Origin of the sequence: Hyalangium gracile, from assembly GCF_020103725.1 — a bacterium.
Lineage (GTDB): Bacteria > Myxococcota > Myxococcia > Myxococcales > Myxococcaceae > Hyalangium > Hyalangium gracile.
The window spans coordinates 22,509-42,130 of the sequence record NZ_JAHXBG010000040.1; the positions used below are offsets into that span (position 1 = coordinate 22,509).

17 protein-coding genes are annotated in these 19,622 nt (G+C 65.9%); 13 read left to right on the forward strand and 4 right to left on the reverse strand.

Annotated features, from left to right (window positions below; genetic code table 11):
• Nucleotides 1–7: 7 nt before the first annotated feature.
• The 3 genes from KY572_RS44140 to KY572_RS44150 are packed head-to-tail and all read right to left on the reverse strand — an operon-like array spanning nt 8 to nt 3,057.
• A complete protein-coding gene (locus tag KY572_RS44140; RefSeq protein WP_224249801.1) occupies nt 8–832 on the reverse strand; it encodes a carbohydrate ABC transporter permease in 825 nt (274 codons plus the stop codon).
• A gap of 3 nt (nt 833–835) precedes the next feature.
• Nucleotides 836–1,780, reverse strand: coding sequence for a carbohydrate ABC transporter permease (locus KY572_RS44145; RefSeq protein ID WP_224249802.1), 945 nt, complete (start codon nt 1,778–1,780; stop codon nt 836–838).
• 11 nt (nt 1,781–1,791) lie between these two features.
• A complete protein-coding gene (locus KY572_RS44150; protein ID WP_224249803.1) occupies nt 1,792–3,057 on the reverse strand; it encodes an ABC transporter substrate-binding protein in 1,266 nt (421 codons plus the stop codon).
• Between the two features lie 383 nt (nt 3,058–3,440).
• On the opposite strand from KY572_RS44150, the gene KY572_RS44155 reads away from it, so the two are divergent.
• The 9 genes from KY572_RS44155 (at nt 3,441) to KY572_RS44195 (ending at nt 14,250) form a co-directional block, all read left to right on the forward strand.
• The gene (locus KY572_RS44155) at nt 3,441–4,709 is read left to right on the forward strand and encodes a carbohydrate porin (protein ID WP_224249804.1); all 1,269 of its coding nucleotides are present in this window, start codon (nt 3,441–3,443) and stop codon (nt 4,707–4,709) included.
• 367 nt (nt 4,710–5,076) lie between these two features.
• Nucleotides 5,077–6,792 (forward strand): 30S ribosomal protein S1, encoded by a 1,716-nt coding sequence (locus tag KY572_RS44160; protein WP_224249805.1) that lies wholly within the window; start codon nt 5,077–5,079, stop codon nt 6,790–6,792.
• Nucleotides 6,793–6,875: 83 nt separating this feature from the next.
• Complete coding sequence (locus KY572_RS44165; protein ID WP_224249806.1) at nt 6,876–7,640, forward strand: VOC family protein; 765 nt, start codon at nt 6,876–6,878, stop codon at nt 7,638–7,640.
• 210 nt (nt 7,641–7,850) lie between these two features.
• On the forward strand, nt 7,851–9,032 hold the full coding sequence (locus KY572_RS44170; RefSeq protein ID WP_224249807.1) for a thiolase family protein: 1,182 nt from the start codon (nt 7,851–7,853) through the stop codon (nt 9,030–9,032).
• 77 nt (nt 9,033–9,109) lie between these two features.
• On the forward strand, nt 9,110–9,808 hold the full coding sequence (locus KY572_RS44175; protein ID WP_224249808.1) for a CoA transferase subunit A: 699 nt from the start codon (nt 9,110–9,112) through the stop codon (nt 9,806–9,808).
• A gap of 8 nt (nt 9,809–9,816) precedes the next feature.
• The gene (locus KY572_RS44180; RefSeq protein WP_224249809.1) at nt 9,817–10,473 is read left to right on the forward strand and encodes a CoA transferase subunit B; all 657 of its coding nucleotides are present in this window, start codon (nt 9,817–9,819) and stop codon (nt 10,471–10,473) included.
• Nucleotides 10,474–10,531: 58 nt separating this feature from the next.
• Entirely contained in the window at nt 10,532–10,912 is a 381-nt protein-coding gene (locus tag KY572_RS44185) for a TIGR02266 family protein (RefSeq protein ID WP_224249810.1), read from the forward strand.
• A 607-nt stretch (nt 10,913–11,519) separates the two neighbouring features.
• Nucleotides 11,520–11,912 (forward strand): DUF2379 family protein, encoded by a 393-nt coding sequence (locus tag KY572_RS44190; RefSeq protein ID WP_224249811.1) that lies wholly within the window; start codon nt 11,520–11,522, stop codon nt 11,910–11,912.
• Nucleotides 11,913–12,294: 382 nt separating this feature from the next.
• Nucleotides 12,295–14,250, forward strand: a complete 1,956-nt coding sequence (locus KY572_RS44195; protein WP_224249812.1) for a DUF7151 family protein — start codon at nt 12,295–12,297, stop codon at nt 14,248–14,250.
• Nucleotide 14,251: 1 nt separating this feature from the next.
• On the opposite strand, the gene KY572_RS44200 is transcribed toward KY572_RS44195, so the two are convergent.
• Nucleotides 14,252–15,406 (reverse strand): DUF4185 domain-containing protein, encoded by a 1,155-nt coding sequence (locus KY572_RS44200; RefSeq protein ID WP_224249813.1) that lies wholly within the window; start codon nt 15,404–15,406, stop codon nt 14,252–14,254.
• Between the two features lie 121 nt (nt 15,407–15,527).
• Between KY572_RS44200 and KY572_RS44205 the strand changes: the two genes are divergently transcribed.
• Genes KY572_RS44205 through KY572_RS44220 form a run of 4 tightly spaced genes read left to right on the forward strand, consistent with a single transcriptional unit; the run spans nt 15,528 to nt 19,469 of the window.
• Nucleotides 15,528–16,814: a class I SAM-dependent RNA methyltransferase gene (locus KY572_RS44205; RefSeq protein ID WP_224249814.1), complete on the forward strand. Its 1,287-nt coding sequence runs from the start codon at nt 15,528–15,530 to the stop codon at nt 16,812–16,814.
• A 10-nt stretch (nt 16,815–16,824) separates the two neighbouring features.
• The gene (locus tag KY572_RS44210) at nt 16,825–18,222 is read left to right on the forward strand and encodes a vWA domain-containing protein (RefSeq protein WP_224249815.1); all 1,398 of its coding nucleotides are present in this window, start codon (nt 16,825–16,827) and stop codon (nt 18,220–18,222) included.
• Nucleotides 18,223–18,233: 11 nt separating this feature from the next.
• Nucleotides 18,234–18,731, forward strand: a complete 498-nt coding sequence (locus KY572_RS44215; protein WP_224249816.1) for a hypothetical protein — start codon at nt 18,234–18,236, stop codon at nt 18,729–18,731.
• A 45-nt stretch (nt 18,732–18,776) separates the two neighbouring features.
• Nucleotides 18,777–19,469: a hypothetical protein gene (locus KY572_RS44220; RefSeq protein WP_224249817.1), complete on the forward strand. Its 693-nt coding sequence runs from the start codon at nt 18,777–18,779 to the stop codon at nt 19,467–19,469.
• The last annotated feature ends 153 nt before the right edge of the window (nt 19,470–19,622 follow it).

Consider the following 19,622-nt stretch of genomic DNA (forward strand, 5'->3'; position numbering starts at 1 on the left):
CGTCCGCTCAGCCCTTCACCGCGCCAGCGGTGAGGCCCGAGACGATCTTCCGCTGGAAGATCAGCACCAGCACCACCAGCGGCACGGTGACGATCACCGAGGCGGCCATGATGAGGCCCCAGGGCGTCTCGAACGCACTGCCACCGCTGAACAGGGCGATGGCCACCGGCACCGTCCGCACGCTGTCGGACTGGGTGAACGTGAGCGCGAAGAGGAACTCGTTCCACGCGGAGATGAAGGCCAGCAGGCCCGTCGTCGCCATGGCGGGCCCCAGCAGCGGCAGGAACACGCGGAAGACGATCGTCGCCGGCGTGGCCCCGTCCACGATGGCCGCCTCCTCCAGCTCCTTGGGCAGCTCGCGCATGAACGTCGTCAACACCCAGACGGTGAAGGGCAGGGTGAGGATCAGGTTGGAGACGATGAGCGCCGGCAGCTTGTTGTAGAAGCCCAGCCACCGCACCAGCTCGAACATGCCCGACAGCACGGCGATCTGCGGGAACATGGACACGCCGAGCACCATCAGCAGCAGCAGGCTGCGGCCGCGGAACTCGATGCGCGCCAGCGCGAAGGACGCCGTCAGCCCCAGCAGCAGCGACAGCACCACCACCGCCGTGGCGACGATGACCGAGTTGAGGATGTTCTGCCCGAAGGGCTGCGCCGTGAAGACGGCCGAGTAGTTGCTCCACGCGGCCTCCTTGGGCCACGGGTCCACCTCGAACAGCGAGCTGCCCGTCTTCAGCGACGAGACGATCGCCCAGTAGAACGGGAACAGCGTGTAGACGGTGATGACCGCCAGCAGCAGCCAGAACGCGATCTTCTTGATCCAGCGCATGGTCTAGTCTCCCGTCAGCTTCACCCGGCCCACCACCATGTAGACGGCGGTGAACAAGGCGATGATCGCGAACAGCAGTGACGCGGAGGCCGAGCCCACCCCGATCTCCTGGTACTCGAACATGCGCTGGCGCGCGTAGCCGGCCATGGGCATGGTGTCCGTGCTCCCGCCCGTCAGGACGAAGAACACGTCGAACACGCGCAGCGCGTCCAGCATGCGGAAGATGATGGCCACCATCAGCGGCCCCCGCAGCAGCGGCAGCGTCACCTGGAAGAAGGAGCGGATGGGCCCCGCCCCGTCGATCTTCGCCGCCTCGTAGATGTCGCCTGGCAGCATCTGCAGCGCCGCCAGGATGAGCAGCGCCATGAAGGGCGTCGTCTTCCAGACGTCCACGGCGACCACCGCCACGAACGACAGCCCCGGCTCCGCCGTCCACGCCAGCGCCTCGTTGATGAGGCCCAGCTTCAGGAAGATGGCGTTGATGACGCCGTAGATGTCATTGAACATCCACGCCCACATCCTGGCGGACACGACGGTGGGAATGGCCCACGGCACCAGCACCGCGGCGCGGAGCACCGCCCGGCCGCGGAAGTGGGCGTTGAGCGACAGGGCGATGATCAGCCCCAGCAGCGTCTCCAGGAACACGGAGACGAAGGCGAACCGGAAGGTGGTCCACACCGTGGTCCACCAGTCCGGATCCTCCAGCACGTACTTGAGGCTCTCCAGCCCCACGAACTGCGAGGCCCCCAGGTCCGTCAGGTTCGCGTCCGTGAACGCGAACCAGAAGGTGCGAGCCAGGGGCCAGCCCGCCACCAACGCCATCGCGATGAGCGTGGGCGTCAGGAAGATCCAGGCCGCGCGGGTGCGCTGGCGAATCAGCGCGGAAGGAGGGGGCTCGGGAGCACCCGTGACCGCACTGGCGGCAATCGGAGTCGTGGGGCTGGTCATTCAGGCCTCCCTCACCACTTACCGCCCTTGCCCAGGTTGTTGAGCTTGCCCTCGACCTTCTTCAGGTTGTCGGCCGCCTTCCCCTTGCCCGTGAGCGTGGAGTACACGGCGTTGCGGAACTCCGTGCTCACCTGGTTGTACTTGGTGCCGGTGATCGTCGGACGCGGCACCGCGTTCACGAACGTCTCGTAGAGCTTGCCCATGAAGGGGTTGGCCTTGAGCAGCTCCGCGTCCTTGTAGAGGCTCATGATGGTGGGGTTGAACGAGGCCACCAGCGCGCGGCGCTTCTGCTCCTCGGGGCTCGTCAGGTACTTCACCAGGTCCGCCGCCAGCTTCTGGTTCTTGGAGAACTTCGACACCCCCAGCTGCCAGCCGCCCAGCGTACCGGTGGCCTTGCCGTCCGCGCCGCCCTTGGGCAGCGCCATCACGCCCACCTTGCCGGCCACCGGGCTGTCCTTGCCATTCACCAGCGCCCAGGCGTACGGCCAGTTGCGCATGAACACCGCGTTGCCCGCCTGGAAGGCATTGCGCGCCTCCTCCTCCTGGTAGTTCAGCACGCCCTTGGGCACCACGTTGCCCACCAGCCCCGCGAAGAAGTCGACCGCCTCGACCGCCTTCGGGTTGTTCACCGTCACCTTGCCCGTGGAGTCCACGATCGTCCCGCCGTTGAACGAGTCGATCCACTCCAGCGCGTTGCACGTCAGGCCCTCGTACGCCTTGCCCTGGAAGACGAAGCCCACCAGCTTGCTGTCGCCCGCCTTCTTCTCGGCCTCCAGCACCACCTTGGCCGACTGCGCCAGCTCCTGCCACGTGGTGGGCGGCTTCTGGCCGTGCTTCTCCAGCAGATCCTGGCGGTAGTAGAGCAGGCCCGCGTCGGTGAACCAGGGGATGGCGATCAGCTTGCCGTTCACCGTGTTGTTCTTCACGATGGGCTGGAAGTGCTCCTTGAGCACGTCGTCGCCGAAGTAAGGCTTCAGATCGATGAAATTGTTGGCCATCAAACCCGGCCACACCACGTCGATACGGATCACATCCACGTCCGCCGAGCCCGCCGCCAGCAGTTGCTGGAACTGCGCCAGCTGCTGCCCAGCGTCCTGCGGCACGCTCATCAGCTCCACGGTGTTCCCGGTCTTCTTCGCCCAGGCCTCCGCGCCCTGCTTGCAGACATCCGCCTCCTGACCCACGGAGCCGCATGCGATGACGAGCTTCTCAGCCAGCGCGAGGCTCGGAGCGATGAACGTCGCCGCGGCCGCGAGACCTGCCAGTACCTTCTTCATTGCGTGTCTCCTCCCTGGAGGCGTCCCGTGCTTGGGACGCGTCCCCACGAGCCATGCGGCATGACGCAACCAGTCAACCTCGCGGGCGTCCGCCACTCGCGCGTGGGCGGCGCATCCGTAGCACGTTTTCCCTCAGATCAGGAGGCTTGATTCTAACAACTATCAGACCGTATGAGGGGCGCGGCTCGGTCGGGGCCCTACCGAGGGGAGCCTCCTCTCCTCGGAGAACTTCTCACATCACATCCTGTTCACCTGGGAGCTGCATCGTGCGATTTGCTCGAAGAATGCGGTCGTGTGTCTCGTCATGCATTGCTGTGCTGGCGCTGTTCGCGGTCCCCTCCACGGCGCTGGCAGGTCTCGAGGCCGGGCCGTTCGAATTCGGTATGTACGGCCGCGTTGGCGTGGCCTGGAATCCGCAGAATGGCCGCTACGTGCACGGCCAGTACCTCAACCTGCTGGGCAACGCGCTCGGCGGCCGTCTCGAGGAGGGTGACTACCTCGAGCCCACGCTCAAGCTGAACATCGTCAAGCCCTCGGCGGAGGATCCCACCAAGCCGTGGTTCCAGTTCGTGATCACGCCGTCGATGTTCTCCAACAACGGCTCGTTCATCGGCGCCTTCGCCAACAACTTCACCAACCAGCTGCGCATCGAGCTGTTCCAGGCGTACCTGGAGACGGGCAACCTGCTGCCGGATCTGAAGCTCTGGGTGGGCCAGCGCTTCTACCGCGGCAGCGACGTGCACATCGCGGACTACTTCTTCTTCAACCAGCTCAACTCGCAGGGCTTTGGACTCAAGTACAAGGCGCTGGATGTCGCCGTGCTGCTGAAGACGGGCGGCGGGCAGTACTCCACCACCGTGGACGACTCGAACCGGACCGTCGCGCGCCAGCGCACGGTGCTCGTCGGCCAGTACGTGCTGCCGGTGATGGAGAAGCACTCGGTGCACTTCCTGGGTGAGTTCCACCTGCTGCCGGCCAACCGCGCCAACATCGGCGGCGAGGCGCTCCAGCCGTCCGACATCGGCTACGTGGCGGGCGTCAAGGGCCGCCTCGATCTGGGCAACGGCAGCTTCAACGAGCTGTCGGCGCGCGTGGGCGGCGGCATCGCCAACGGCGCCTTCGGCGCCTCTTCCACCTGGGACACCCAGGGCCGGCCCGACGAGGACGGCAAGTACGGCGGCGCGCTGGGCCTCGAGTTCGTCGATCACTTCCTCTACAACGTGAACCCGATGCTCACCCTCAACGCCTACGCGCTCTTCCAGCGCAGCGCGGGCGCCAGCGGCGAGTCCACCGACTGGTCCGCGAACTTCGCCACCGGCGTGCGCAGCTTCGTGTACTTCACCGACCGCTTCCACCTCATCAACGAGGCCTCGTTCCAGGCCGTCACCTTCGGCCTGCCCGAGGACGCCGAGACGCCGCCGCTGCCCTGGCAGGCCAAGTTCTCCATCGCCCCCACGCTGGTGCCCTCGGGCGAGCGCTCGGCGTGGGCGCGCCCGCACCTGCGCTTCATCTACACCCTGGCGTACTACAGCGAGGGGGCTCGCGAGGCCTACACCTCCGGCCCGCTGGCCGGCCGCACCACCTACTTCAACCAGTTCGGCCCGCGCACCTTCGGCCACTACCTGGGCGTGCGCTCCGAGTGGTGGTTCTAGCCGCCCTCACGCCTCCCGGGCGGGCGGGTGAGCATCCCACCTGTCCGGTTCATTCCCCCGGAGATGTTGCGCCCGGGGGCAGGCGTTCATAAACAGGAGGAGACCCCTTGGTACGGGCCGGGAAGTGCGTCCGACCCGACGAGGAGTGGCCCTCGGGCACCTCGGGAGCCAGCCTGGCTTCGGGCGTGCCCTATCGGCCTTTCAGCACATGAACCGCGTGCTCGCTTGACTGCCGGAATAACCGGTGTCTAGGGTGCGCGGCTTCAGCGTCCCCAAGGTGGGGACACACGAGGCTTCCGTCGCGCCCCGCGGACGGCTCTCGTGACGAACAGGGGCAGCTGTACCGTTATCCAAGGACTTTCAATTCATGCAGCAGAATGTGAACCAGCAGATCGGACCGGAGGCAGGCGACGAGGATTTTGCCGCGATGTTCGAGGCGTCGCTCAAGGAGCGCGGTGGTGACGGCATCCTCAAGGAGGGTGAGATCGTCAAGGGCACCGTCGTTCAGGTGACGAAGGACTTCGCAATCGTCGACATCGGCTACAAGTCCGAGGGCCAGGTTCCGATCGCCGAGTTCACCAGCCCGCGCGGCGAGCTCACCGTCAAGGCCGGTGACGCCGTGGAAGTGCTCCTGGAGAGCCGCGAGAACGACACCGGCATGGTCGTCCTCTCCAAGGAGAAGGCCGACAAGATGCGCATCTGGGACGAGATCAGCGCCGCCTGCGAGCGCGACGAGATCGTCAAGGGCACCATCGTGGGCCGCGTGAAGGGTGGCCTCTCCGTCGATATCGGCGTGAAGGCGTTCCTGCCCGGCTCCCAGGTGGACATCCGCCCCGTTCGGAACTTGGACCAGTACATCTCGAAGGAGTTCGAGTTCAAGGTCATCAAGTTCAACAAGAAGCGCGGCAACATCGTGCTGAGCCGCCGCGTGCTGCTGGAGAAGCAGCGCGAGGAGATGAAGAAGGAGACCCTCAAGAACCTCAAGGAGGGTGCGGTCCTCAAGGGCGTGGTCAAGAACCTCACCGACTACGGCGCCTTCATCGACCTGGGCGGCATCGACGGCCTGCTCCACATCACCGACATGTCCTGGGGCCGCATCGGTCACCCCAGCGAGATGTTCAATGTGGGTGACGAGGTCCGCGTCGTCGTCCTCAAGTTCGACCCGACGCAGGAGCGCGTCAGCCTGGGCCTCAAGCAGATCCAGGAGGATCCGTGGCACCGCGCCGACGAGAAGTACCCGGTCGGCACCCGCGTGCGCGGCAAGGTCGTCTCCATCACGGACTACGGCGCCTTCATCGAGATCGAGCAGGGCGTCGAGGGTCTGGTGCACGTGTCCGAGATGTCCTGGACCAAGCGCCTCAAGCACCCGTCCAAGATCCTGGAGGTCGGCCAGGAGGTGGAGGCCGTCGTCCTGGACATCGATCCGAAGGCCAAGCGCATCGCGCTCGGCATGAAGCAGATCGAGCAGAACCCCTGGACGCTGCTGGAGGACAAGTACCCGATCGGCTCCGTCATCAAGGGCCAGATCCGCAACGTCACCGACTTCGGCATCTTCGTCGGCGTCGAGGAGGGCGTGGACGGCCTGGTGCACGTGTCCGACATCTCCTGGACCCAGCGCATCAAGCACCCGGGCGAGCTCTACAAGAAGGGCGACGAGGTCGAGGCGGTGGTGCTCAACATCGACGTCGAGAACGAGCGCTTCAGCCTGGGCATCAAGCAGCTCACGCCGGATCCCTGGGAGACGCTGTCCGAGCGCACCCCGGTGGGCAGCCGCGTGAAGGGCAAGGTCACCAAGGTCACCGACTTCGGCGCGTTCGTGGAGATCGAGCCGGGCATCGAGGGTCTGGTGCACGTGTCCGAGCTGCGCGAGGAGCGCGTGGAGAACCCGCGCGACGTCGTGCAGGAGGCCCAGGAGGTCGATGTGAAGATCATCGACATCAACACCCAGGACCGGAAGGTGGCGCTGTCGATCAAGGCGCTCATCGGCGAGGGCTCGGATGACTACCGCGAGTACCTCCGCAAGCAGGCCGAGGGCAGCAAGGCGCGCCTCGGCGACGTGATGGCGAGCAAGCTGAAGAAGTAGGCTCGTTCCTCCTGAGGGAGGCATGTCTCGGCGGCCGGGTTCCCTTCGGGGGGCCCGGCCGTTCGCATTCAAGCGGAGGGCAGATGAGCACGAACGGATACACGCATGGCAGGGTGGTGTGGCGCGAGCTGATGACCACGGACGCGGCGAAGGCCCGCGCGTTCTATGGCGCGCTCTTCGGCTGGACGTTCGAGGACGCTCCCCACCTGTCCGGGAGCAGCTACACGCTCATCAACGCCGGCGGGAAGCAGATCGGCGGGCTCATGCAGTTCCAGGCGGGCCAGCGCGCGCCGTCCTTCTGGCTGAGCTACGTGTCGGTGCCGGATGTGGACGCCACGGCGCGGCTCGCGACGGAGCTGGGCGGCCGGCTGGCGAAGACGCCGACGGACATCCCCGACATCGGGCGCTTCGTGGCGGTGCAGGACGCCTCGGGGGCGGTGATCGTCGCGTACCGGGACTCGAGGGGAGATCCGCCGGTGGAGCCAGCGAAGCCCGGCGAGTTCTGCTGGGAGACGCTGGGCACGCCGGACCTGGCCGGGGCCAAGGCCTTCTACGGGAAGCTCTTCGGGTGGACGACGATCAAGGGCCTGGGCGGCACCGCCCCGGTGTTCACCACGGACGACAGCGCGCGCGGCCAGGTGGCCGACATCCAGGAGAACAAGGAGTTCACCCCGGCCTGGCTCCCCCACGTCATGGTGGAGAAGCTCATGCCCACCTGCGATCGGGTGGGCGAGCTGGGCGGGCAGATCCCCGCGCCGCTCATCGCGGTGCCGGGGGTGGGGCGCATCGCGGTGATCGGGGACCCCACGGGCGGCCACCTGGCCCTCTTCGAGCCCGCCCGGAAGTGAGCGCACGGGGCGCGCGGTGTGCCCATGTGGGCATGCCGGGGGGTGGGCAGGGTGTTATCCATTGTCAGCCCAAGTGTTGGGATCCCACCGCAGAACTCATGCCTCCGGGGGGCTGGGGCGGGGGGGAGCCAGACACGCTTGACCCCTACGGAAGGGGTGGTGATAAGGGCTCACCTGTTCGTATCCCCGGTCTCCAAGGAGGCAGTTTTCATGGCTCGTGAAGTCGTCATCGTGGGCGCGGCCCGTACTCCCATCGGGGCCTTCCAGGGCTCTCTGTCCAAGCTCACCGCGCCCCAGCTCGGCGCCATCGCCATCAAGGCGGCGCTGGAGCGGGCGGGCGTGAAGCCGGAGGCGGTGCAGGAGGTCATCATGGGCTGCGTGCTGCAGGCCGGCGTGGGCCAGGCCCCGGCGCGGCAGGCCATGCGGGCCGCGGGCGTCCCGGACGCCGTGCCGGCCACCACCGTGAACAAGGTGTGCGGCTCGGGCCTGAAGGCCGTCATCGCCGGCGCGCAGGCCATCGCGCTGGGCGACGCTGACGTGGTGGTGGTGGGCGGCATGGAGTCCATGTCCAACGCGCCCTACGTGAGCCACTCCATGCGCGGCGGCGCCCGCATGGGCAACGTCGAGTTCAAGGACGCGATGATCCTCGACGGCCTGTGGGATCCCTACGACAACGTCCACATGGGCATCTGCGCCGAGGAGTGCGCCACCTCGCAGAGCGTGAGCCGCTCGCAGCAGGATGAGTACGCGCTCGAGTCCACGCACCGCGCCATCCGGGCCCAGAAGGAGGGCCTGTTCACCGCGGAGATCGTCCCGGTGCCCATCCCCGGCAAGAAGCCGGAGGACACCATCATCGTCGCCGAGGACGAGGGCCCCCGGAACGCGAAGCCGGAGAAGATCCAGGGCCTGAAGCCGGTGTTCAAGAAGGACGGCACGGTGACGGCGGCCAACGCCTCGTCCATCAACGACGGCGCCGCGGCGCTGGTGCTCATGAGCGAGGAGCGCGCCAAGGCGGAGGGCCGCACCATCCTGGGCCGGATTACTGGTTATGCCCAGGCGGCGCGCAAGCCGGTGGAGTTCACCATCGCCCCGGCGGACGCCATCAACAAGCTGCTGGAGAAGAAGGGCCTGAAGACGGAGGCGGTGGATCTCTGGGAGATCAACGAGGCGTTCGCGGTGGTGTCCATCGCCAACAACCGCATCCTCAAGCTGGACCCGTCCAAGGTGAACGTGCGCGGCGGCGCGGTGGTGCTGGGGCACCCGATCGGCGCCTCGGGCGCGCGCGTGCTGGTGACGCTGCTGCACACCATGAAGGACCAGGACAAGAAGCGGGGCGTGGCGTCGCTGTGCATCGGCGGCGGCGAGGGCATCGCGCTGATGGTGGAGCGCTGAGCGTCCTGTCCTGAGTGGGGAGCGCAGGGGTGGGGGAGAGCGGTTCCCTCGCCCCTTTTCCATGTAGTGGAGGGCGGATGAACAAGGTCTACGCGAGCGCGGACGAGGCGGTCGCCGACATCCCGGACGGCTGCACGCTGATGAGCGGCGGCTTCGGGCTGTGCGGCAACCCGGAGAACCTGATCGAGGCGCTTCACCGCAAGAACGTGAAGAACCTCACGATCATCTCCAACAACTGCGGCACCACCGAGCTGGGGCTGGGGATCCTGCTGGCCAACAAGCAGGTGAAGAAGATGGTGTCCAGCTACGTGGGAGAGAACAAGGAGTTCGAGCGGCAGATCTTCTCGGGCGAGCTGCAGGTGGAGCTCAACCCGCAGGGCACGCTGGCCGAGCGCATCCGCGCGGGCGGCTGCGGCATTGGCGGCTTCTTCACCCCCACCGGTGCGGGCACGCAGCTCACCGAGGGCAAGGAGACGCGGATGATCGACGGGCGCCTGCACGTGCTGGAGACGCCGCTCAAGGCGGACTTCGCCATCATCCACGCGTGGAAGGCGGACCGGTGGGGCAACCTGGTGTTCCGCAAGACGGCGCGGAACTTCTCGCCGATGATGTGCATGGCGGCGAAGGTGACGATCGTCGAGGCCGAGCACATCGTGGAGCCGGGGGAGATCGACGGCGACCTCGTCCACGTGCCGAGCATCTTCGTGCACCGCATCGTCCAGGCGAAGAACCTCAAGAAGTGGATCGAGCGGCGCACCGTCCGCAAGCAGGCCTGAGGACTCCCATGCCATTGACCCGTGAGCAGATCGCGCAGCGCATCGCCCAGGAGCTGAAGGACGGCTTCTACGTGAACCTGGGTATCGGCATGCCCACCCTGGTGGCCAACTACGTTCCGCCGGGGATCGACATCATCCTCCAGTCGGAGAACGGGCTACTGGGCATCGGGCCCTGGCCGGTGGAGGGGCAGGAGGATCCGGATCTCATCAACGCCGGCAAGGAGACGGTGACGGCGCTGAAGGGCTCGGCGTTCTTCGACTCGGCGCTGTCGTTTGGGATGATCCGCGGCGGCCACATCGACATGGCGGTGCTGGGAGCCATGGAGGTGAGCGAGCAGGGCGACCTGGCCAACTGGACCATTCCCGGGAAGATGATGAAGGGCCCGGGCGGGGCGATGGACCTGGCGGTGGGTGCCAAGCGCATCTACGTGGCCATGGAGCACGCCAACAAGGAAGGGCAGCCGAAGATCCTGAAGAAGTGCGCGCTGCCGATCACGGGCCTCAAGTGCGTGCACCACATCGTCACGGACCACGCGTTCCTGGACGTGACGCCCGAGGGGCTCGTCCTGCGCGAGCTTGCACCCGGAGTGACAGTGGAGCAGGTGCAGCGCATCACGGAGCCGAAGCTGAAGGTGGCCCCGGACGTGCGGGAGATGAAGGTCTGAAGGGTTGACGGTCCGCCAGTCCGCTGCGAGCATTCCCACCTCTCGCAGCGGAGCGCTCATGGCCGAACCCCCTCAGAAGCCCAGCCCTGGGCCGCGAACCGCCCCCCGGCTCGAGTACGAGCTGCCCGTGGCGTACCGGACGGTGTCCGGCTTCGTCACGGACTGGGCGGTGAACATCTCCCGCGGGGGGCTCTTCATCAACACGCAGAAGCCCCTGCCGGTGGGCACGCACGTGAAGCTCATCGTCTCGCTGCCGGGGACGGAGTTTCCGTTCGATTTGACGGGGCGCGTCACGCGCATCAACGAGACGCACTCGGCGCCGAACCAGGTGCCGGGCATGGCGATCGAGTTCGTGGGCGTGGATGAGGACAAGCGCATCCGGCTCGAGGACTTCGTGGAGCGGCTGCGCAAGGCGCTCCCGCCGGACGAGCGGGGCTGAGCCCCTCGGGGCTCCCGACGAGTCGGTCTTCCAGTCGTCCTTCACCGCCCTATCGTGGAATTGATGAAATCGCCGCATCGGGTCCTGACTCTCTGGTTGCCGGTCATCCTCGCGGGTCTGATGGGGGGCTGTTCCACGGGAGCCCACGTGACGACTGTTCGTGCTCTCGCGCCGCTCTCCGTGGCTGACGCGAACTTGCTCCCCACGAGCGCCCCGAATCCGCCGACCTCCGTGGCCCAAGCTGCTGGGACCTGCTGGAGCACGATGAGTTGCTGTATCCAGAACCATCCCCTCACCCCGGTGCAGAGTTGCGGAGCTGACCCGCTGGAAGCGGCGAAGATCCTCAGGACCTTGGAGGTGCTGTACACGACTGCGCATCCCGAGGCGAAGGAAGCAGCGGACGCAGACGTAACCGAGGTAGAGCAGGCGGAAGACTGGACCAGCATTGCCGACCTTCCAGAGTGGAAGCAGCGATGCATCAAGTCCTATTATGCGTGCAAGGACAAGGGTTGGACGGGCAAATGCGACGACTGTCTGCGGCGTTGCGAAGGGCAACGAGAATGGCCTACGTCCATGTGTAGACCCCGCCCCCGCGCGAGGTGACGTCATGACATTCCAGGATGCGGAGCTGGATGCGCTCTGGGATCATCTGTGGGGACTCGAAGACCGGATCAACCACGGCGAGACCCTGGAACTCTCCGCGAGGATGCGCGATCTCCTGCTCTCTGCCGCTCCCACTGTGGCGATCAGAAGTGCCGAAGCGGAAGCAGCCCTCGCCACGACCGAGAGTGCCACCGCCCTTCTGCTGGAGATTCGGAAACGGATCCGCGAGGGCTCGAACCGAATCAACGATGCGCTTGTGCGAATGTATGCACTCCAGGATGCCGGGGATCTCAAGGGAGCACGGCAGCAGATGCACGACGTACTCGCCATCGAGGTTGTGCCGCTCTATCGGGAGATTGCCGAGGGCGAGATCGAGAAGCTCAACGAGCTGTCATAGGGACTTCGCAGCGCTGCTCCAGAAGCGGGCCTCCGCCTTGGTTCCACGGGCCTACGAGCCACTTTGTCGTTCGCACGGCGCTCTTTCGAGTTCGTGGGCGTGGATGAGGACAAGCGCATCCGGCTCGAGGACTTCGTGGAGCGGCTGCGCAAGGCGCTCCCGCCGGAAGAGCGGGGCTGAGCCCCTCGGGCTCCCGTCGTTCTTACTCCCTGAGCGGTACAGAGGTTCCTTCCCCTCGCCGCGTACCTTGAGCGGGTACTGACGCTTCGGTGCGTGCGGGCCTTTCGAGCAACTCCGCTCGGGGCCCAGGGGACGCGCGAGCGTCCAGGGAGGGCTTTCAGCCATGACAGTAGGAGTGCGGTTCTGCGCGAGCATGCTGGGCATGCTGCTCGTCGCGTGTGGTTCGACTGGAGCGGATGGGAGTGATGGTCAAAGCGGGCTGAATTCGCTGATGCGGTCCGAACAGGAACCCCCAGGCCCTCACTGCGTGAATGGGGGCATTCGAGTCAAATCCGGGCTCGACACCAACAACAACAGGAACCTGGATGACGGCGAGGTGACGAGCACGGCGTATGTATGCAACGGCTCCACTGGTGGAGAGACCTCGCGAGCGCTGGTGAGACTGGACCCCGAACAGGCCGGTGCCAACTGCGCCCAGGGTGGCACACGGGTGAGCAGTGGGCTGGACGGCAACGGCAACGGCACGCTCGACTCCGGCGAGGTGACGAGTACCTCCTACATCTGCAATGGAGCACCGGGCAATTCAACGGGCGCGCAGGCTCTGGTGCGGACGGTCCCCGAACCCGTGGGCAGCAATTGCGCCCAGGGAGGAACGAGAGTGCAGAGCGGGCTCGACACCAGTGGCAACGGCACGCTGGAGGCGGGAGAGGTGACGAGTAACGCGTACATCTGCAACGGAGCCGCGGGGAGTCCGGGAGCCCAGGCGCTGGTGCGGTTGGACCCGGAACCCGCAGGTGCCAACTGCGCCCAGGGCGGCACTGCGGTGCTCAGTGGATTGGACATCAATCGCAATGGCACCCTGGAGGCGAATGAAATCACCCAGACCCGGTATGTCTGCTCGACCCTGTCTGTCTTCGCAACAGGTTGGGCCGCTTCCGCGCCAACCGACAATTCTGGGGAGGTGCCTGCCTCTCTGTGGTTCAACTCCGGTCGGAAGGCGAGGATCGTCAAGACCAGCGCCTCTTCAAGGATCAAGATCACCATCTCCGATAACCTGGCAGCGGGCGCGGGCGTGAATGGCGGCTATGCCTACTACAGGGTCAGGATGAACGGGGGCTATGTTTCGCCCGATTGCCTGCAGCAGCAGTACATCTCGAATGCAAGCGGTTGGGCCAATAGCTTCTACTTCCCCTTCGCGACGGTGTGCCTCACGGATGTGTTGCCCCCAGGCCTTTATGAATTCGAGACCTGGGTATATTCGGCAGCAGGCACGGCGAATGTTGGTTCAGCCTCGTCGCAACCGCTTCTGCTGGTAGAGGAGATACCCGCAACCGCAAAGTATGGGTTCTCCATGGCGGGTGGGCCCTCGGGGACGACGAGCACGACGTTCCAGAAAGCTGCGGGACGAACCGTCAGCTATACGAAGCAGGCGGCGAGCACACTGCTCAAGGTGACGCTCGCGGATACGTTCCGGATCGACTCCAACGGGCAGGCAGGCACCATCATGATCCGGATGGATGGCAGCGATACATCCTGCTTCACGGGACAGTATGATGCCCAAGGCACCAGTGGGAATTTTCATCATCCCTTCGTCATGACCTGTGTGTTGCCAGGAGTTCCCGCAGGAACCCACTCCTTTGATGTCTGGATCCGCTCCAGCAGCACCAGTGCGCAAGCCTATCTGGGATGGGAGCGCTCTTATCCACTGCTGCTGATCGAAGAGATCGCCAATCAGAACCTCGCCTACACGAACGGGCGTTCCGCGAGTGGCGAACTCAGCGGAGACTGGGCTGGTGTAGGCACACGCCAGGTGCAGCACACGGTCAGTGCTATCGGGAAGACGATACGTGTGACCTATTCGGACACATTCCGCGCGACAGGCAATTGCAATGGCCGCTGGGGATACTTTCAGCTGTATGTCGATGGACAGCCCACATGGTGCACCACTGGCCAGTACGCGCACAACGTTGGGAGCAGCGCTCACGATCACCACCACCCCACCAATCAGGTATGCTTGGTGAAGGGACTGACAGCTAGCCCTCATACCTTCGCTATCTGGTCCTCGACGAGACACACCTGGGATGGCACGACTTGTGGTTCCAACTACTTCGGGTGGAACCGGGGCCAGAATCTGCTGCTGGTGGAAGAACTCCCTTGAGCTACGGCTCGGCCTTGGGCTCGAGCCTGAGGCGCACGAAACGCGGCCAGTAGAGGTCCGCTCCCTGTGGCTCGAAGAGATCCTTGAACTCGAAGCTGTTCGTCGCGTACGTGACGAGCAGCGCCCCCTCCTCATCGGAAGTGAGTTGAGGGTGCGCCTTCGCGGCATAGACGAACGGATCGTCGCGCTCCTTTGACTCGGGCGGAGTGAACAGTGCCTCCGCCTCCGTCCACGGTCCTTCGAGCCGCTTCGCCGTTCGCACGGCGATCTTCGTTGCTCCGAACCCCTGGCTCGTCACGTGGATCCAGCGTTCCAGGCGGGCGTCCCAGTGGACCGAGCACTCGGTTCCGGCCTCCGGGATGACCACGCTCGGCTCGTCGTCGAGAGCCTCCTCGGAGACCCAGCCCCGCTGCTCGCCCACCCACCATTGGGCTCCCCTGAGCTCGCCGTTCTCGAAGGCCTCCACGGGCCAGCGCACGAGGTACGCGTCATGATCCCTCGACGTGCGTGGCGCGACCGCGACGACGAACCCCTCGTTCAGCACGACCGCCGCCCCTGGGACCGCGTCGAAGGGTGTCCGCGCCGGCGTCTCCAGCTGGACGTCCCATGTGTCTGGCGAGCCGCTGGGGTTCGTGATGAACGCGACGCGCCACCCGGCATGATCGAAGCCCAGGCCGCCTGACTTCCTCTCGAGCACGGACAGGAACACGACGAGATGGCCATTCGGCAGGAGCACCCCGTGGCCTGGCCAGTGCCACGTGTCACCGATCTCGCCAAAGTACGACGCCGGGGTGTTCTCCGCGTCCATCCGCCAGTGGGAAGTCATCGTCGCGGTGCGCGGATCCCTGCCGGTCTGCACGGCCACGGTGTTGCGCACCATCTCCGACTGGTTACGGACGTTCGCGGGCGTCTTCGCGACGAACGTGTCGCCAAAGAGCCAGAGGGTGCGCTCGGCGCCGAGATCGATCGAGTAGGCCCCGTCAGCTCCGAGCCACCGGGCATCCTGGTGAAAGAGCCCGTCGGCCTCGGGGTACGAGGCTCCGCTGCCCGAGATCTCGGAAGCGGGATCTCCTCCGCAGCCTGCTGGAAGCCCGAGCATGCAGCCTGCCGCGAGCAGGAGCGGCACGAGCCGCGATGGACGTGAAGACCGGTGCATGAAAGCCCCTCCCGAATATGGAGCCAGGCCTGGACGGGACACGCCCCGTCGCTGTCTCCACGCTTTCCTGGCGGGAGCTTGTTAGTTTCCTTCGCGGCTGGCCACCCCCTCCGAACCTTTCATGCTTCCGCTCCCTGAGAACCCCATCGAACTGAACATCGAACGCCTCGGGCAGCTGGGCGAGGGCGTGGCCTCCTGGCAGGGGCGCACCGTCTTCGTTCCAGGGGCGTTCCCGGGGGATGTCGTCAGCGTCAGCCTGGAGCAGCAGGGCAAGGTGCTCCGAGGACTGCTGCGGCAGGTGGTGACCCCCAGCAAGGATCGACGCCCCTCGCCATGCACCCTCAGCCTCGAGTGCGGCGGCTGTGACTGGCTGGAGCTGGCCGAGCCCGCCCAGCGTGCCGCGAAGCAGGAGATCGTCCTCTCCACCCTGGAGCACCTGGGCCGCCTGCCGAGGGATCGGTTCACCGTCCGGCCGCTGCTCGTAGCGCCTAGGGACTTCGGGTACCGTCGACGGGCGGTGCTGCACTTCGCCAAGGGCTCGCTGGCCTACTTTGGTCGGCGGAGCCACGAGAAGGTGCCAGTGTCCGAGTGTGGCGCGCTCACCCCCGTGCTCGCCACGCTCCCCGGAAAGCTCTCGCCGCTGCTCAAGCCGCTCTCCAAGGACGCCGAGGAGGTCCACCTGCTGGCCGAGGGAGGCAAGGCCGCCTTTGCCGTCATGCTGACGGGGCCCGTGACGGCCCGGCATGTCGAGGCCACCGAGGCTGCGGTGCGGACGCTGCGGCTCGAGGGGGCCGTGCTGGTACCGAAGGAGGGTTCGCCTCGCGTCCTCGGCAAACCCGCGCTGCGGTCGCTGTCCCCGCTGCGCCCCGAGGTGCCCCTGTTCCTGCGCCCGGACTCCTTCGCCCAGGCTCATGCCGAGGCCAACGTGGGTCTCGTCACCGCCGCCCTCTATGAGCTGGCCCCCCGTGAGACGGACTCCGTGCTGGAGCTGTACTCGGGCAACGGCAACTTCACCTTCCCGCTGGCCGCCACCGCGGGCTCCGTTCTGGGCGTGGAGTCCTCCCCCGTGGGGGTGGAGTTGGCCCAGCGCAGCGCCCGGGAGGGCGGGGTGGCCAATGTCCGCTTCATCCAGGGCGATGCCCGCAAGGTGTGCCAGGGGCTCCTCGGAGAGGGGAAGCGGTTCGACCTCTGCCTGGCCGACCCACCCCGAGCGGGGGCTCCCGGACTCGCACTCCAGGTATCATCACTGGGAGTGAAGAGAGTCGTTTATGTGGCATGCGACCCGGCCTCGCTCGCTCGGGATGCGGCGGGGCTGGTGGAGGAGGGGTACATGCCCCTGGCGCTCCAGGTGGTGGACATGTTCCCGCAGACCCATCACGTGGAAGCCGTGATGTCGTTCGAGCGCTGAAGGAGACCCCGTGGACGCCCGCATCGTCGAGTTCGCCGAGGTACTCCGCCAGAACGGCGTTCGCGTGAGCACGTCCGAAGTGCAGGACGCCCTGCGCGCCGCCTCGGAGGTGGGTCTGAAGGAGCGCACCGTCTTCCGGTCCGTCCTGCGCACCACCCTCGTCAAGCGCGAGCTGGACGTGGACGTGTTCAACCGCGCGTTCGACTTCTACTTCTCGGGTGCGGCCAGCACGTTCGAGGCCCTCGACAAGTCGCTCGCGAAGCAGATCGAGGAGGAGGGCTACCTCCAGGGCGACGAGCTCAAGATGGTGCTGTACCAGATGAACCTGCTCTTCCCCGAGATGTCGCCGCTGGCCAAGGCCATCGTGGACGGAGACCGGGCCCGGCTGGCGCAGATCTTCCGGTCCGCCATGCTCCAGCTCGATCTGTCCCGGATGGAGACTGGCCTCCAGGCCGGGTTCTTCGCCCGCCGGCTGCTCGCGGGCGCCGGCATGGAGCGGGCTCGCTCGGACCTGAAGTCCCTGGAGGCGGAGCTGGCCGCTCGAGGGCTGTCTCCCGATGGCATCGAGATCGTCTCCCGGTACGTCGCGGACGCGATGCGCAAGATCGAGGACGCCGCCCGCCAGGAGGTGAAGCGCCAGGCAGAGGCTCGCATCCGCCGCCGCACGGATTCCGTCACCGAGAAGCCGCTGCACCTGCTCACCCAGGCCGAGGTGGATCAGATGCAGGCCGCCGTGCGCACCCTGGCCGAGAAGCTCAAGAGCCGGCTCATCCGCAAGCAGCGCTCCCACCGGCGCGGAGCCCTCCACGTCCGCCGCACCCTGCGCCGCAACCTCCCGTGGGGTGGGGTGCCCATGGTGCCCCAGTTCCGCACCCGCCGCCCCGAGCGCCCCGAGGTCGTCGTCCTCTGCGATGTCTCGGACTCGGTCCGCAACGCGGCTCGGATGATGCTCCTCTTCACGTACACGCTGCAGGAGCTGTTCGTGCGCGTGCGCTCCTTCGTCTTCGTCTCGGACGTGGGCGAGGTGACCCCGTACTTCAAGGACCTGGACGTGGACCAGGCCATCGATCTGGCCACCGCCGGCAAGGCCGTGTCCCTCAGCGCCAACTCCAACTACGGCCGGGCGCTGGCCGAGTTCGTCCGCGACCACCTGGGCAGCATCACGCGGCGCACCACGGTCATGATCATTGGAGACGGCCGCAACAACTACAACCCGAACAACGCCTGGGCGCTGAAGGACCTCCAGCGCAAGGCGAAGCGTGTGCTGTGGATCTGCCCCGAGGACCGTGGCAACTGGGGCATCGGCGACAGCGAGATGCTCACCTACGAGAAGCACTGCCACCAGTCCGTGGTGGTCAACTCCGTCAACGATCTCGCCCGCATCGCCGACCAGCTCGTTCCCGCCTGAAGGAGACACCCATGCCTTCCATCTTCGATCTCACCAACGGCTCCGCGGACCCGGGCGTCCAGGCCGCCGACGACAGGACCCTGCGGCTCGCCGCGCATCCCCTGACCGAGCAGGAGCTCACCTCGCTCATCCGCTACCAGGACGCCTTCCTGGCCATCGCCGAGGCCTCGCCGGGCACCGAGGTGCTCGCTCGCGCCCACTCGGAGGCGATGAAGGCGGCAGGACTGGAGGACTCCAAGTTCGTGGAGCAGGGCAGTGCGCTCCTTCGAGCCTTCTGCGGCCAGCGCTGGGCCGTGAGCAAGCTCCGGGACAAGCTCAAGCAGATCGAATCCCGTGGTCCCGAGGCGGACGAGCTGCGCGGCCGGATTCGCGACGAGCTGGTCCGGCTGGAGCGGACCGACACCTTCGCCCGGCGCTACGGCGAGGAGCCCATCGCGCTCCTCATGAAGCACGAGCAGAAGCTGCTGGAGCTCCACACCCGGATGACCCGGGCCCTCAGCCGGGGTTGATTCTTGCTCCCGCAATGGAGTTCTAGAAACGTCGCTGTTGCGCTGATGATGGGAGTGGCGTGCACTCCTGCTCCCATCAAGGATGTCCTCCCCAAGCCCAATGAAGGCTTCCTGGAGAGTCTTCCTCCTTTGGGGGATTTCGGCCCGTACGACACCTTCATGGATGCGGTGGACAGGGCTTGTGACTTGATCCTCTCAAAGCCACACGCAAGCGTCGTCGACATCCCAGACCCTGTGCTGGCTCTGCGAGTCGCGGATGAATATTGCGCCTGGCTCTATTACGCCCCGGATGAGAAGTACCACATGAGCATGCTGACGAACCAGTCGGACGGTGATGAAGTCCTGACGCCTAGGAAGACATGCAGGCTGCCTGCCTTCGTGGATGACCCACGCTTCCCCGCTTGGAGCATCAAGTACATCTTTGCTCTTCACAACCACCCATTTGGCGGGCCGCTTTCCTTTTCCGACCTGAAGCAAATCATTGCGTTCGCCAAGACTCATGAGTGGGTCGTGGACACGAGGGACGGAAAGGTTCCTCTGTCCATGGTGGCATTCTTCTCGAACTCGGGCGGAGAGAACGCCAGATGTGATGGCTTCTTTCAGTACACACCGGAGAGCCGCGAGTTGATCAAGTTCACCAAGACCCAAGGGGAGTGGTTTCGGGAAGACATGGGGCTCATCACTTGGATCGATCAAACGACCTACAAGTTGAATGGCACGATCTATCGGGCGGAATAATGAGTCGCCAATTGAGAGTCGTCCCACTGGCGCTCGTTATTATTCTCACGGGCTGTGTCCGGCCTCCTTCTCCTCCCGTGGTGCCGGTGGAGGATGACAAGACGATCGTGTTTCCCCATTTCTTTGACCGGCCTGCTGGAGTGGTAGGGGTCG

What these genes read in the sequence shown, in the direction of transcription:
- KY572_RS44155 (WP_224249804.1), top strand. Translation starts at nt 3,441, where the DNA reads ATGTACGGCCGCGTTGGCGTGGCCTGGAATCCGCAGAATGGCCGCTAC.
- KY572_RS44215 (WP_224249816.1), top strand. Translation starts at nt 18,234, where the DNA reads ATGCCTTCCATCTTCGATCTCACCAACGGCTCCGCGGACCCGGGCGTC.
- KY572_RS44145 (WP_224249802.1), bottom strand. Translation starts at nt 1,780, where the DNA reads ATGACCAGCCCCACGACTCCGATTGCCGCCAGTGCGGTCACGGGTGCT.
- KY572_RS44150 (WP_224249803.1), bottom strand. Translation starts at nt 3,057, where the DNA reads ATGAAGAAGGTACTGGCAGGTCTCGCGGCCGCGGCGACGTTCATCGCT.
- KY572_RS44160 (WP_224249805.1), top strand. Translation starts at nt 5,077, where the DNA reads ATGCAGCAGAATGTGAACCAGCAGATCGGACCGGAGGCAGGCGACGAG.
- KY572_RS44200 (WP_224249813.1), bottom strand. Translation starts at nt 15,406, where the DNA reads ATGCACCGGTCTTCACGTCCATCGCGGCTCGTGCCGCTCCTGCTCGCG.
- KY572_RS44175 (WP_224249808.1), top strand. Translation starts at nt 9,110, where the DNA reads ATGAACAAGGTCTACGCGAGCGCGGACGAGGCGGTCGCCGACATCCCG.
- KY572_RS44165 (WP_224249806.1), top strand. Translation starts at nt 6,876, where the DNA reads ATGAGCACGAACGGATACACGCATGGCAGGGTGGTGTGGCGCGAGCTG.
- KY572_RS44220 (WP_224249817.1), top strand. Translation starts at nt 18,777, where the DNA reads ATGATGGGAGTGGCGTGCACTCCTGCTCCCATCAAGGATGTCCTCCCC.
- KY572_RS44205 (WP_224249814.1), top strand. Translation starts at nt 15,528, where the DNA reads ATGCTTCCGCTCCCTGAGAACCCCATCGAACTGAACATCGAACGCCTC.
- KY572_RS44140 (WP_224249801.1), bottom strand. Translation starts at nt 832, where the DNA reads ATGCGCTGGATCAAGAAGATCGCGTTCTGGCTGCTGCTGGCGGTCATC.
- KY572_RS44180 (WP_224249809.1), top strand. Translation starts at nt 9,817, where the DNA reads ATGCCATTGACCCGTGAGCAGATCGCGCAGCGCATCGCCCAGGAGCTG.
- KY572_RS44190 (WP_224249811.1), top strand. Translation starts at nt 11,520, where the DNA reads ATGACATTCCAGGATGCGGAGCTGGATGCGCTCTGGGATCATCTGTGG.
- KY572_RS44185 (WP_224249810.1), top strand. Translation starts at nt 10,532, where the DNA reads ATGGCCGAACCCCCTCAGAAGCCCAGCCCTGGGCCGCGAACCGCCCCC.
- KY572_RS44195 (WP_224249812.1), top strand. Translation starts at nt 12,295, where the DNA reads ATGCTGCTCGTCGCGTGTGGTTCGACTGGAGCGGATGGGAGTGATGGT.
- KY572_RS44170 (WP_224249807.1), top strand. Translation starts at nt 7,851, where the DNA reads ATGGCTCGTGAAGTCGTCATCGTGGGCGCGGCCCGTACTCCCATCGGG.